A 13,308-nucleotide genomic window follows, 5' to 3' on the forward strand; every position below is an offset into this window, starting at 1 on the left:
CTATGTACTGGAGGGGACGAGTTTCTTTTTTCTCAGAAGCTCGTAAATTGGCTGCAGTTCACCTGCAAGCTGTTCCTGTTCTCGCGTAAGAATTACGGATTTCTTTTCATAGGTTTGGAAGCCAGTGGAGTTTTCCACTGCGCTATACCAGTGGGAGCCCCAAACGCCATCTTCTTTGCGAGGCCCTTTTTCCCATGCCAGCATGGATGGATCAAAATCAATTCCTATAGTTGTACACAGGTGAGATAACATTGTTTCGGGTGCCTTGAGTATATCTTCACCTTCGATCACAACCGGGGAGTATTTACCATGCTCGCTAAAATACTCAAATAATTCCATTTGTTGAGGAAAGCCTGTTGTTGATGCTTCTATCTGATCCCATTTCTGTGCAAATGACGCAATCACAAGCCTAGGATCGCGAATTAAAAAACAATTTACATGTTCTAGAAAGCAGTCTTTGTTGATCGGGGGTAACATATGCTGCGCCATATGCTTGATGTAAAGAAGGCTTTTGTTGCCTTCTACCGGGCCATTTAACGCCTCCGCGACAGTTTCCCAATCGTTTGGCTGGCTTTGTATGACTTCTTCCCGCATGGGGTGTGCAAGGCCAGTTTCATTCAGGTAGTAGGCATAAAAAGGCTCGTCGATGGCTTGGCAATCGTTGCGATTTCCAAAGGATCGCATGAGGGCAGTTGATATATTACGTGGGCCGGACCACATGGAAAGGCGTATGGGAGAGATGGGAGTCACCGGCATATTCCTCCTAAAAATTCGGAGAGGCGTTGTCGGCCTCTCCTACACTTTAATTACAGACCCAAAATCAGCTTTGCCATAATATTGCGCTGGATTTCATTTGAGCCGCCATAAATCGATACTTTGCGGGCATTAAAGTATCTGGCGCCGCGCCATTTGCATAATCAGGTCCAACGCCATCATTTTGACCATGTGCAAGTGGAATAAAGGGAATGCCATACGTTCCAACTGCTTCGAGTGCCAGCTCTACCACTTCTTGGTAAAGATCTGTCCCGCGGCATTTCATGAGAGAGCTTTCCGGCCCCATATTCTGACCCGAAGCAAGCTTACTTAAGATCCTCAATTCAGTCATTTCGAGCGCCTGAATTGCTACTTCCAGCTTCGCGAGTTTAGCGCGGAAAGAAGGGTCGTTAATGACGGGCTCGCCATTTGCAATTTCCGCACTTGCGATAGTTCTAATTTTCTGTGCACCGCGTTTTAGTCTACCAGCGTAGGCGTTCCCTCTTTCAAATTCGAGAAGGTATTTGGCGCATGTCCAGCCTTTGTTGATTTCACCAACCAGATTTTCCTTTGGAACTACAACATCTTCAAAAAAGACTTCGTTGATTTCCTGAGCACCTTCAGCAGGCAGATCCAAGGTTTGAATAGGTTTTACGGTGATGCCAGGGGATTTCATATCGATCAGCAGGAAAGAGATGCCTTCCTGTTTCTTACCTTCGTTGCTCGTGCGTACTAGGCAGAAAATCCAATCCGCATATTGGGCGAGAGTGGTCCAGATTTTTGATCCGTTACACAGAAAATGATCGCCTTTGTCTTCAGCCTTCATTTTAAGGGACGCCAGATCGGAGCCTGAACCAGGCTCTGAATAGCCTTGGCACCACCAGTCCTCGTTAGAAAGCATCCGCGGAAGGAAACGCTTCTTTTGCTCTTCGGTGCCGAATTTCATGATTACAGGAGCACACATACGAACACCAAACGGCATTACACCGGGTGCATTATGATTGGCCATTTCTGTATCGAAAATGTATTTCTGGGTCGTTGTCCAACCGGGGCCACCGTATTCAGTTGGCCAGTCCGGCACCAGCCAGCCTTTGTCGTTCAGCGCCTTTTGCCAACGAACATGATCTTCTTTAGGTAGATAGCTATTCCTGTTTTCAGCCATCTTTTGTTTTAGATCATCCGTTAAATTATTTTTTATGAAGTCAACAACTTCTTCACGAAATGCGTTGTCTTGGGGTGTGAACGAGAGATCCATGCTTTCCTCTTATTTTTATTACTTATCTTCCAACTGGCGCTGTCCTAGCGTAAATTGTAGCATAATGATAATTTGTCATTAATGGGATGACGAAGCATACAACCAGTTTCACGGAGAAGAAATGAAAAAAACAGTAAAAGAAATGGTTGCAGAGGCGAATAGCAAAATTACAACGCTTACTATTGAACAGGCGCTTGAGCTTTATGGTCAGGAAAATGTCAGGTTCGTCGATATACGTGACGTAAGGGAACTCTACAAGGAAGGAGCTATTCCCGGAGCAATGCATGCACCTAGGGGGATGCTGGAATTTTGGGTGGATCCGGAAAGTCCCTATCATCGAGCCGAGTTTTCCGAAGAAAAAAAGTTTGTGTTTTTTTGTGCAGCCGGATGGCGATCCGCACTTGCGACCGCCACAGTTCAGTCCATGGGGCTCGAAAATGTGTGTCATATCGACGGGGGATTCGGCGCCTGGCGCGAAGCGGGGGGAAAAGTTGAAGAAAAGAAACCCAAATAGACTATTTTAATAACTACTGGAGAGTGGCATGAAATACGGGATCATCAGTGTTGTATTGTTAGCGATTTGTTGGACCGGATTTTCTTCGGCGGAAGAATTGCCACTCGTAGATACTCATATCCACTACAGTCATGACGCTTGGGAAATGTTGCCGCCCGAGAAAGCCGTTGGACTGCTCCGTAAAGCGGGATTGAAATATGCATTTGTCTCAAGTTCCAGTGACGACGGAACACAGATGCTTTATGACGCGGCACCTAATCTTGTTATTCCCGTATTGCGCCCCTATCGAAAAAGAGGGGAATTAAGCAGCTGGTTATATGACGAGAGTGTTCCGCAAATGCTAGAGAGACGGCTGGAAAAGTATAAGTACGCTGGCATTGGGGAGTTTCATGTCTTTGGTGACGATACGAATTTGCCAGTTATGCGCAAAGTAATCCAGTTGGCTCATGACTATGGTATTTTTCTGCACGCTCATTCGGATTCTAAAGCGGTGGAAAATATTTTTAAAATTCAGCCCCAAGCGCGCGTTTTATGGGCTCATTCCGGATTTGAACAGCCAACGGAAATTCGGAGAATGTTGTCAACATACGAGAATTTAATGGCTGATCTTGCTTTTCGTAATGAGCATGCCGTTAATGGAGAGATTGACCCGCAGTGGCAGGCTCTGTTTATGGAGTTTCCAGATCGAATTACTGTGGGTACCGATACATACACCCCAGAAAGATGGTTTTACGTTGAAGACCATGCCAACTGGAGCCGTGAATGGTTAATGACTTTGCCCGATCAAGTGCGTGAAAATATCGCGTATAGAAATGCAGAAAGATTAAAGGACTGGGGGCTGTCTAAATGAATGGTTGGTCTGCCCTGATCTTACTTTTGGCTTTTCTGATGGTTCCGGTGCCATATGTGGCGGCCTGTCCGATACAAAAGCAGGCGGCGACTATATCAGCTCATAATGACATTTACACAGTTACCCTCTCCACAGAGCCAGAAAAGGTTCAAGTCGCCAAACCGTTTTCGGCGAAAATAGTTGTGTGTAGAAAGGATAACGAAAAATTTGATGGACGGTTGAGGCTGGATGCGAAGATGCCAGAACATGGCCATGGAATGAATTACCTGCCAGTTGTTAGAAAGTTGGAAGATGCCATTTATCATGCCGTGGGGCTGATCTTTCATATGCCAGGAAAATGGCAATTTATTATAGAACTGGAAGAGCGAGACAATTTTGAAAAACTGAAATTGGATTATGTGCTCAAATGAAATTTGTGCGCCAATGCTTGTTGTTTTTTCTAGTCATGGTTTGCGGTGCTCAGGATGTATCTGCAGACGTTACATTTAATAAAGCTGAAAAAATAGTGATCAGTCGTTTTGGCCCTTGGCCTCCTGTAAGCCAGGCAGATGTCAGCAACAAAGCCTCGGGAAATCCTGAAGCGATAGAGCTTGGCGAGCAACTTTTTGGGGATCGACGTTTTTCCAAGGGTAACAAACTCTCTTGCAAAGATTGTCACCAGCCTGAATTTAGCTTTGCAGACAGTGTTTCTTTGAATAGAGGGTTTGCACCATTAAAGCGAAACACGCTTAGCCTTTATAATTTACGTTGGAGCAATTGGTTCGGTTGGTCGGGGGCATCGGATAGTTTATGGATGCAAAGCCTTCGCCCTATAATTTCGCCGGATGAAATGAATATGACGGTGGCGAAGGTTGGGGAAATTATTAAAAATGATCGTAGTTTAAATGAGGAATTTGAACGTATTTTTGGAGATGCAGGCAACTTAAATGGTGAACTTCTGTATGTACAATTTGGAAAAATTTTAGCTGCCTATCAGGAAACTCTTATTTCGCCCAGATCGCGCTTTGATCAGTTCAGGGATGCATTGCTTGCTGGAGATAAGCGAGCAATCGACCTGTATCCCGAGGACGCCAAGCGTGGCTTGAAGATTTTCTTGGGTAAGGGGAGGTGCCATTTCTGTCATTTCGGGCCCTTATTTACCACTGGCGAGTTTGCGGATATTGGCATGAGTCAGTTTAATGCAGACGGATCGGTGGACAAAGGGCGGTATACCGGAATTCAGACACTTCTTGCCAGTCCCTATAATCTTCTTGGAAAATATAACGATGACCTGACAGGAACGGTGGGAGTCCGAACACGCCATATTCGGTTGCTTCATCGTAACTTTGGGGAATTTAAAATACCTTCTTTGAGAAATGTATCAAACACATCACCCTATATGCATAATGGATCTTTAAAGACACTTGAGGACGTTGTCGCTCATTATTCGGAACTGGATATAGAAAGAATACATCAGGATACAGAAGCTTTATTGAGGCCGTTGGGGCTTAGTGATGAAGAAAAGCAGGATTTAGTTAGTTTCCTCAAAACTCTATAAAAAAACGCCAGTGTTACCACTGGCGTTTTTGAAGCAAAGATAATGAGTAACTTAGTTTTTCTTGCCCCCCAACATGCCGCCAAGGCCTTTGAGACCTCCTTCAAGGCCTTCTTTAAGTCCGCCTTTCAGGTTTTCTTGAAGCTTTTCCTTTCCTGCCTCTTCAATCTTTTCCTTCAGGGCATTTGGGTCGGCAACATTTGAGATTACGCCTGCTAGATCCGGTGCAAATTTGGGGTCATTCCAAGTGCCAGTAATTTTTAACGGAACAACAATACCCGCAGCTTCAGAACCTCCTTGTCCTTGTGCAGAAGCCGTCAGTTTTGGCTCCAACCGATAATTTTGTGTTTTAGGAGGTATGTTGACCTGACCACTCCCTGATACCTGAATGAACGGGTTGAGAAGTTTTAGGTCTTTGTTTTCAAGAAGGCCGTTTTTAATTGTATATGTTCCTGAAAGTTCAGCGAAATCTGTCTTCTGGACTTCGCCACTTCCAGTGAAAGCGCTAGTAACATTTCTAGCCATTGCGGCAAGGTTAATCCCGTTGATTGCGCCATCTGAAAAGAGAATGGAGCCGTTTCCATTCAGGGCCCCCACAAATGTTTTCTGCGAAATGCCTGTTGTGGATATATCCAGTTCGAAGTTGCCTGTTCCTTCGAGTTTATCAAAATCTGCAGCGTCAGTCAGAAAAGGCTGCAGTTGAAGCCCTGTCAGAGAAAATACTTTCGTGATGCGGGCCTGTTCACGTCTGGCGTCAACAGATACCGTGCCCTTGCCTTTACCATCGTAAAGCGCAAGTTCGCTGAGATTCAGTGTAAGAAGACCGTCATTCAGTTGTGCAAGTAAACTGGTTTTGCCGATTTTCATTTTCTGAACAAGGAATTCCCCAACGGACAGCCTAAAGTCTAGATTTGCAAGTTTAAGCCCGCTAAAATCGATGGGAGTGTCATCCCAGCCTTGGTCAGTTGAGGTTGAGGCAGTTTCTTTGGATGATTGCGTCCCGTCTGCCTGTTCGGTAGGTAAGGCTTTATATTCAAGACGGGTACATCCAGATCTCCTTTGAGAGAAGGAATGGCGCCGCCGATATCTACGACAAAGTTTCCGTTAGCCGAAATTTTGTCAAATGTGAGTTCTGCTTCTGTAAAAGAAAATGTGTTACCTTTGGCGCCTACCTTGCCTTTAATATTCACATTTTCCATTGTTCCGTCGGCAGCTTCCAAGGGATCGCCGATCCAGCTAACAAGGTTTTTAAGTGACGGAACGTCGAGTTCAGTCTTTCCGCTAACATTCAGCGGGGTCAGAGTTGTCACATTTCCGTTGAACTGAAGTGCTGCCTTGGGAGCTTGAACAGACAGATCCGCTGTCGTTGCTTTGTTTTCAAGAATGGCTCGAAGTGCACCAACCTCTGTGTTAAGCTCAATCTTGTCCCCTTTCCAAAGGGCGGATCCGCTGGTTTTAAATGGTTCATCCAACCCAAGCAGTTCTAATGATACATTGGCTTCGGTAATCTCATGAGTGACGCCGGCTTTCTCATCCCGATATGTAATGGAGCCGTTTTTAATTTGGACGTCACCTAAATTCAGATCCCGTATTCCCAGGTCGGACGCACCTGATGTCTCGCTAGGTTTCGTATCTTTTTCGGGTGCAGTATCCGTTGTTGCAGTTTCAAATTCCCAATTTTTTTTACCGTTTTTGTCTACCTCCAAAACGATAACCGGTTTATCAAGAATGAACTTATCGACAGAAACATTCCCTGAAAGCAGCGGAATTAAGTTAAGTTCAACAGTCAGATTCTCAATTGTTGCCATATTGGCAATTTTGCTTGTTGGCGCATTGGAAAAAGATACTTTACTGGCGTTCAAACCCAAAACAGGAAAAACACTGACGCCAAAATCTCCGTCGATGCTAAGCGTGCGTCCAGTCGCATCATTCGCGGCGATCATCAGTTCGGTTTTTATACGTTCCGCTGGAATTAAAAAGGGAACTGCAATAACTGCGACTATGAGAATTAATACGATAGCGCCTATCGCATAGGCCAGTTTTTTCATCATGCGCCTCTCGGAAATTGGTTAATTCTGTTTCTTACTTACCAAGTATAACCCTGCAAATATCAAAACTATGCTTGGTATCATGTACCATTTAATGCTTTCGCCGAATAATAAAACACCAAATATTAATGTGGTAATTGTAATGAAGTAGGATATCTGGCTGAAATATACAGGGGCTGCAATCCTCTGTAACTCGAAATAAAAGATAAAGCCGACATAGGATATTACAATATTACCAAGGAATACGGTGATCGCTATATTGTTGTTAAAATCGGGCCAAACTTGGGCATCGCTAAATAAAAGTACTGGCAGAAGTAATAAACTTGTAGCGATTAGCATTCCAGATGCCAAAGGGATCGGTTTGGTGCCCGTGGGCCAATCCATACTTCTGTAGATGTTCCCAAGACCTAGAAAAATCGGCACTAGAAACGCAAGGCCCAGCCAAATGGCTGAAATGTTTTGGGTGCCATCACTTGTGCTATCAAGGGCGGGAGGCAGCACAATCAAAAATGCACCGACGAGACCAGATATCATTCCTGTAATTTTGAGGGGGCTGGCCTTGTCAATTCCGATCAACAGGGAAAAGGCAAAGGTAAAAACCGGAGACAACGGATAAACAAGTCCGGTTAGTGCAGCGCCTATATTCACGGATGCCATGAAAGCAAGGGTGGTTGGTACGGCATTTCCCAGCAAACCGGCGATCAGATAGTAGCGGGTATGTCGAATGTCCGTTCGCACCGGTTGTGAGAGTACTTTGGCTGTAAGCCATAACAAAATGCCACCGATCAACATTTGCCAGAACACTAGAGTTAGCGGATCAAGGCCGTTGAGCGCTCCCAATTTCGCGAAGCTGATGGTGGCACCGAACAGAGAGCCAAACACCATAACATAGAGGGGAGCCTTGTTTTTAAACATTGATTTCAGTTGAAGTTTGAATTGCGGCAATAAAATTCAGAAGATGTTTATTTTTAACACCTTAGTTAAGCTCACCAGCAATGCAAAACAGAAAATCATATTTTTCTCAAACTTCAACATGGTTTTGAAAGTTGATTTAGGGTAAATGTAGAGAAACACGGAATGCCATTGGCAAAGTACCGAAAACAGAACGTTCGGACAAACGGGCGCAAAATCAACAAAACAGAGGAGAGAAACGAATGCGTTTATTGACAGCAGCAGCAACTGCTATTGGTTTAATGCTTGGAGCAACTGCAGCCCAAGCCGATGCTATCAAGATCAAATTTGCCCATGTGGTGGCTGAAAATACCCCAAAAGGGCAAATGGCTCTTAAATTTAAGGAACTAGCTGAATCTCGCTTGCCTGGTAAGGTTGAAGTAGAAGTTTACCCAAACTCTCAGCTTTTTAACGACAACAACGTTCTGGAAGCCATGTTGCTGGGGGATGTGCACTTGGCTGCACCATCTTTGTCGAAATTCAACAAATATACCAAAAAGCTTCAGGTTTTTGATCTGCCGTTTTTGTTCAAAGACATGAACGCTGTGGCTAAGTTCCAGGATGGACCCGCAGGCCAAAAACTTCTGAATTCCATGAATAGCAAGGGGTTGCTTGGTCTTGGGTATTTGCACAATGGCCTGAAACAGTTGTCAGCAACTCGCGAGTTGCGCAATCCTGAAGATGCAAACGGCCTGAAATTCCGTATTCAGTCTTCAGACGTGATTGCAGCGCAATTTGAGGCTGTTGGTGCGACACCTTTGAAAAAGCCCTTCTCTGAAGTGTTTCTACTGCTGCAAACAAAAGCAATTGATGGACAGGAAAATACCTGGTCCAACATCTATTCCAAAAAGTTCTTTGAAGTTCAGGAACATATTACTGCCTCCAACCACGGTCTTATTGACTATTTGGTCGTGACTTCAGCAGAGTTTTGGAATGGTCTTCCTGACGATATTCGTCCGGTTCTTGATGCATCTATGAAAGAAGCAATCGCGCACGGCAATAAAATTGCAGAAGACAAGGCAACAAGCGATCGTAAACGTATTGCTGAATCTGGTCGGTCAACCATTCTGGAATTATCAGATGGAGAGCGTGCCAAATGGGTAAAAGCAATGAAGCCGGTTTGGGATAAGTTTGCTGGTGAAATCGGACAGGATCTGATTGACGCAGCTGTTGCTTCAAACAACTAATTTCAATCCCGAAAATTCGGGTGACGACATAGGAGATTAACTGTGCGTCATATTATTGGAAAGCTGGAGGAGGGAGTAATTTCCCTCCTTCTCGTTATCATGACCGGGCTCGTGTTTGTAGAAGTCGTGATGCGGTTTGGGTTTAGTTCCGGTGTGTTGTGGATACAGGAACTGACATTGTTGGTTTCGGCCTGGTTTGTGCTGATAGGAGCATCATATGGGGTCCGAGTAGGGGCGCATATCGGTGTAGATGCCTTTGTAAAGCTGTTTCCTGACAACATCCGACGATCCATTTCAATCGTCGCGGTGTTGCTATGCCTGTTTTACTGCGGATTATTGTTTGTAGGATCCTGGGAATATCTTGAGAAGATGCATAAAATCGGTCTTGAGATGCAGGATATGACTATCAAAAAATGGATGGCCCATTCAATCCTGGTTATCGGTTTTGGGTTATTGTTTTTTCGTTTTCTTCAGCTTCTTTGGAAGATGGTCAAGGGCGAAGAGATCGGCTTTCATCTGGCTGATGAAGCCGAAGAAGTACTAAAAGACTTGGGGGCTGATATAAAGTCTGATGGTAAGGGGGATGCCAGATGACCGCTGCAGCACTATTTATTATATTGTTCCTGTGCATGTTTATGGGGATGCCCATTGCAATCGCTTTGGGATTTTCAAGTGTGGTTACAATTTATTTTTTCTCCGGAGACAGCATTGCCTCCATGGGGCTTAAATTTATTGATAATTTGACTGAGCACTACACGCTTTTAGCGATCCCATTTTTTGTACTTTCAAGTTCATTTTTATCGACTGGCGGTGTAGCCAAGAGGTTAATCCGATTTGCGGTTGCCTGCGTGGGGCATATTCGTGGCGGTCTTGCTATGGCTTCGGTTTTGGCATGTATGCTCTTCGCAGCTGTTTCAGGATCCTCGCCTGCGACAGTTGCAGCGATCGGATCCATCGTAATTATTGGAATGGTTAAAACCGGGTATCCTGAAAAATTTGCAGCGGGCGTGATCTCCAATGCAGGTACTTTGGGTATTTTGATTCCTCCCTCAATTGTGATGCTGGTATATGCATCCGCAACTGAGGTTTCCGCTGCGCGAATGTTTATGGCCGGTTTTATACCCGGTATCATGATGGGCCTTCTGTTGATGCTGGCGATTTATGTTTATGCGCGCATTAAAGGCTTGCCAGCGCAGGAACGTGCAACGCTGAAGGAGTTTTTATCTTCTGGTTTTAGTGCATCTGGGGGCATATTGCTGATTGTGATAATTCTTGGTGCCATCTATGGCGGTATCGCAAGTCCAACTGAGGCAGCAGCAGTGTCTGCAGTCTATGCTTTCTTAATAGCGGTTGTTGGATACAGGGATATGGGGCCATTAAAAGGGGTTCCGTGGAAAATTGCTGGTGAGAGTGTTGTTGGGAGTATTGCTCGGAATTTGCGAATTTCCATAATATCCATACCCAAAGCAGTATTTTCGAGTGATGTTCAGAAGGTCGTACTCGATGGTGCAAAGGTCAGTTTTGTGCTGCTTTTCATTATCGCCAATGCGATGTTGTTTGCCCATGTGCTGACCACCGAACGTATTCCTCATATGTTGAGTGAAGCGATTACAGGCATGGGGCTGCCAGCGTGGGGATTCTTGATTGTCATGAATTTGCTGTTGTTGGCGGCTGGTAACTTTATGGAACCTTCGGCCATTTTGTTAATCATGGCACCTATTCTGTTCCCCATCGCCATGCAATATGGAATTGATCCCATTCACCTTGGGATTATCATGGTTGTAAACATGGAAATTGGTATGATCACGCCACCTGTTGGGCTGAATTTATTTGTCACAGCCGGGATAACGGGGCGCGACATATTATGGGTTGTTAGGGCAGCCGTTCCCTGGCTCGGCATATTGCTGTTCTTCCTAATATTAATCACCTATATTCCGCAAATATCCTTGTTCCTGCCGGAATATATAGATCATCTAAGAGGATATCGATAACCATGGAGGGGCGCTCTGGAGCGCCCCTTTTTTTAGCCTAACTTCGGTCACTTTCGACACTATAATCATCCCTTGGATTTTGGATGTGAAGGTCTTTGGATGAAAGTTTTATGGGCTATATGTTGTATACTAACTCCATTGATATTGAGTTTGCGTCCGGCGCTTGCAAGTAATGCGACCATAGATTTGCAGCTTGTATTGGCAGTCGATGTGTCTTCAAGTGTGAATTATGATGAATTTGACCTGCAGATGCGCGGTTATGTTTCAGCCTTCAGAAGTCGTGAAGTGAAAGAGGCGATATCATCTGGGTTATTCGGTCATATCAGAGTGTGCTTGATTCAATGGGCGGGTAGTCAACAACAGGAAGTTAGCATTGGGTGGACAGATATAAAATCCGCATCTGACGCTGATGAATTTGCAAAGAAAATAGAGTATCTGCCAAGGGCTTTCGATTATGGGGGCACTGCCATTGCACCAGCACTTCGCTTGGCATTGAAACAACTTCAGTCTGATCCCGTACTAGCGACCCGTCAAGTCATCGATATTTCCGGGGATGGCCGTGTTTCAATGGGAGCGGAACCTTCTCAGGTCAGAGGAGATATATTGGATTTTGGTATTATTATAAATGGCCTCCCCATATCGAATGAAGAGCCGGATCTGAGCGTTTATTACAAGAATTTCGTAATTGGAGGAATAGGTTCTTTTACCGAGGAGGCGCGAGATTATTCAGATTTTTCCCGCGCTATCCAAAAGAAGCTAGCACGGGAAATTCGTGGTGAGTTTATCGGAATGTAGGGTTACTTGTGGATTTTGTCCTGTGCTTCCTGATCAGGGCGAGCCAAGCTGAATACGTCTTTGACAGCGGTATAGTCACGGTATCCCAGTCTTGCCAGCGGATGATATTTTTTCATGTCAATCATTCCGTCTTTTATGATGTCGTCGCTAATGTGAATGCCGACGACCTGACCCACAACCATTGTATTGGGATGTTCGGGGTTATTGGATGGAAGGTTTATAATATCGATGAGCGTGCACTCCAAATTAACGGGGCTTTCAGCAACCCGGGGGGCTGAAACGACGTTACTTTTGGCTGCGGTCAGTTTTGCGAGTTCAAATTCATTAACAGCCCTTTCCACCATTTCTGATGTCGCATTCATCGCATCCCGAATTTCATAAGTAACCATGTTGACTACATATTCACCAGTTTCACGGATGTTTTCGAGAGTATCTTTATAACCGCCTTCGCTATGGCTTCCGTTCACACCCATGACTACCGTTGGCGGTCCATCTGACATGGCATTAAAAAAACTGAATGGCGCCAGATTTAGTTCACCAGCCTTGTTTTGGCTGCTGACCCAACCTATTGGACGCGGTGCAATTAGTGCCTTAAAAGGGTTGTGTTTCAGTCCGTGGTGATCTGATGTGTTGTAATACAAAATCGGCCTCTTTGGGTTACTTTTGGTGCGCGCCCTGCGTTAGGTTGAAAATACAGTTCAATCCGCGCAAGTGGCAAGTAGCTTTTTAAATTGCTTTATTTCATGGAACGAGTGTGATAGATCAATTCCTATGACACAGGTATTGATTATACGACGACGACGATAAAGACAGCGCATTAATGCGCTGGTGTTTCCGCCTGCCTGTTCTTTTTCCATAAAAATTTTGCTGACCGGTTGGTGGGTGTTTCCCTATTTTGTCAGGATGTCGTTATGTATGAGATTACCCCAGAACAGCCGCAAGACCATGCGGCTATTGAAAAATTGCTGGATAAAAGTTTCGGTGAAGACCGGTTTAAGAAAACAGCTTATGCCCTTCGGCAAAATTCAAATTCTATTCCTGAACTGTGTCTGGTTGCGCGAGAGGCGGGAAATCTATTGGCGTCAATTCAATATTGGCACTTAAAGATTGCAGGTGAAGTGCCAGCGCTGCTTCTCGGACCTATTGCCGTACAACCAGAGCGTCAGGGAGAGGGAATTGGTGTTGGTCTCATTCGAGATACATTGCAGCTTGCAAAATCTTTAGGGCACAAGATCGTCATTCTAGTTGGTGATCCCGCCTATTACGGGCGTTTCGGGTTTAGCTCAGCGTTTGAAAAAGGGCTTGAGTTACCGGGGCCAGTAGAAGCTCATCGCTTTTTGGTATGTGAACTTGAAGATGGTGCACTTGATAATGTGAAAGGTTTAGTGACTGGGCATAAGGCCCTTTCAGATTTGGCTCTGAACTAATTC

Annotated in this window: 14 protein-coding genes and 1 pseudogene; 9 read left to right on the forward strand and 6 right to left on the reverse strand. The window is 45.0% G+C overall.

Annotation, left to right across the window (positions count from 1 at the left end; translation table 11 throughout):
* Together JCM23214_RS06355 and JCM23214_RS19435 are read right to left on the reverse strand one after the other, a co-directional pair.
* The gene (locus JCM23214_RS06355; RefSeq protein ID WP_051548049.1) at positions 1 to 756 is read right to left on the reverse strand and encodes a sulfotransferase-like domain-containing protein; all 756 of its coding nucleotides are present in this window, start codon (positions 754 to 756) and stop codon (positions 1 to 3) included.
* 50 nt (positions 757 to 806) lie between these two features.
* Positions 807 to 2,008 (reverse strand): annotated as a pseudogene (locus JCM23214_RS19435) (acyl-CoA dehydrogenase family protein).
* A 121-nt stretch (positions 2,009 to 2,129) separates the two neighbouring features.
* On the opposite strand from JCM23214_RS19435, the gene JCM23214_RS06365 reads away from it, so the two are divergent.
* From JCM23214_RS06365 to JCM23214_RS06380, 4 genes are read left to right on the forward strand one after another with little or no spacing between them, the layout of a single operon-like run.
* Complete coding sequence (locus JCM23214_RS06365) at positions 2,130 to 2,522, forward strand: rhodanese-like domain-containing protein (protein ID WP_025898221.1); 393 nt, start codon at positions 2,130 to 2,132, stop codon at positions 2,520 to 2,522.
* A gap of 28 nt (positions 2,523 to 2,550) precedes the next feature.
* Entirely contained in the window at positions 2,551 to 3,372 is an 822-nt protein-coding gene (locus tag JCM23214_RS06370; RefSeq protein WP_025898222.1) for an amidohydrolase family protein, read from the forward strand.
* Positions 3,369 to 3,782: a hypothetical protein gene (locus JCM23214_RS06375; protein WP_025898223.1), complete on the forward strand. Its 414-nt coding sequence runs from the start codon at positions 3,369 to 3,371 to the stop codon at positions 3,780 to 3,782. The genes JCM23214_RS06370 and JCM23214_RS06375 overlap by 4 nt, the downstream gene beginning before the upstream one ends.
* Positions 3,779 to 4,909, forward strand: a complete 1,131-nt coding sequence (locus tag JCM23214_RS06380) for a cytochrome-c peroxidase (RefSeq protein WP_025898224.1) — start codon at positions 3,779 to 3,781, stop codon at positions 4,907 to 4,909. Before JCM23214_RS06375 ends, JCM23214_RS06380 begins: the two co-directional genes overlap by 4 nt.
* A gap of 51 nt (positions 4,910 to 4,960) precedes the next feature.
* On the opposite strand, the gene JCM23214_RS06385 is transcribed toward JCM23214_RS06380, so the two are convergent.
* From JCM23214_RS06385 to JCM23214_RS06395, 3 genes are read right to left on the reverse strand one after another with little or no spacing between them, the layout of a single operon-like run.
* The gene (locus tag JCM23214_RS06385) at positions 4,961 to 5,845 is read right to left on the reverse strand and encodes an AsmA family protein (RefSeq protein WP_084264599.1); all 885 of its coding nucleotides are present in this window, start codon (positions 5,843 to 5,845) and stop codon (positions 4,961 to 4,963) included.
* Positions 5,812 to 6,957, reverse strand: coding sequence for an AsmA family protein (locus JCM23214_RS06390; RefSeq protein ID WP_025898226.1), 1,146 nt, complete (start codon positions 6,955 to 6,957; stop codon positions 5,812 to 5,814). Before JCM23214_RS06390 ends, JCM23214_RS06385 begins: the two co-directional genes overlap by 34 nt.
* An 18-nt stretch (positions 6,958 to 6,975) precedes the next feature.
* Positions 6,976 to 7,869 (reverse strand): DMT family transporter, encoded by an 894-nt coding sequence (locus JCM23214_RS06395; RefSeq protein WP_148301782.1) that lies wholly within the window; start codon positions 7,867 to 7,869, stop codon positions 6,976 to 6,978.
* 239 nt (positions 7,870 to 8,108) lie between these two features.
* Here JCM23214_RS06395 and JCM23214_RS06400 point away from each other — a divergent pair, with 239 nt between their 5' ends.
* From JCM23214_RS06400 to JCM23214_RS06415, 4 genes are all read left to right on the forward strand, one after another.
* A complete protein-coding gene (locus JCM23214_RS06400; RefSeq protein ID WP_025898228.1) occupies positions 8,109 to 9,092 on the forward strand; it encodes a TRAP transporter substrate-binding protein in 984 nt (327 codons plus the stop codon).
* Between the two features lie 42 nt (positions 9,093 to 9,134).
* The gene (locus JCM23214_RS06405; protein WP_025898229.1) at positions 9,135 to 9,686 is read left to right on the forward strand and encodes a TRAP transporter small permease; all 552 of its coding nucleotides are present in this window, start codon (positions 9,135 to 9,137) and stop codon (positions 9,684 to 9,686) included.
* Positions 9,683 to 11,083 (forward strand): TRAP transporter large permease, encoded by a 1,401-nt coding sequence (locus JCM23214_RS06410; RefSeq protein WP_025898230.1) that lies wholly within the window; start codon positions 9,683 to 9,685, stop codon positions 11,081 to 11,083. The genes JCM23214_RS06405 and JCM23214_RS06410 overlap by 4 nt, the downstream gene beginning before the upstream one ends.
* A 99-nt stretch (positions 11,084 to 11,182) precedes the next feature.
* Positions 11,183 to 11,878 carry a DUF1194 domain-containing protein gene (locus JCM23214_RS06415; RefSeq protein WP_025898231.1) on the forward strand — a complete coding sequence of 232 codons (696 nt, stop codon included), beginning with the start codon at positions 11,183 to 11,185 and terminating at the stop codon, positions 11,876 to 11,878.
* Between the two features lie 2 nt (positions 11,879 to 11,880).
* Here the strand turns inward: JCM23214_RS06415 and JCM23214_RS06420 are convergent, their stop codons facing one another.
* Positions 11,881 to 12,519 (reverse strand): flavin reductase family protein, encoded by a 639-nt coding sequence (locus tag JCM23214_RS06420; protein WP_025898232.1) that lies wholly within the window; start codon positions 12,517 to 12,519, stop codon positions 11,881 to 11,883.
* A gap of 270 nt (positions 12,520 to 12,789) precedes the next feature.
* Here JCM23214_RS06420 and JCM23214_RS06425 point away from each other — a divergent pair, with 270 nt between their 5' ends.
* The gene (locus JCM23214_RS06425) at positions 12,790 to 13,305 is read left to right on the forward strand and encodes a GNAT family N-acetyltransferase (protein WP_025898233.1); all 516 of its coding nucleotides are present in this window, start codon (positions 12,790 to 12,792) and stop codon (positions 13,303 to 13,305) included.
* Positions 13,306 to 13,308: the final 3 nt, after the last annotated feature.

The organism is Sneathiella glossodoripedis JCM 23214, from assembly GCF_000616095.1.
GTDB lineage: Bacteria > Pseudomonadota > Alphaproteobacteria > Sneathiellales > Sneathiellaceae > Sneathiella > Sneathiella glossodoripedis.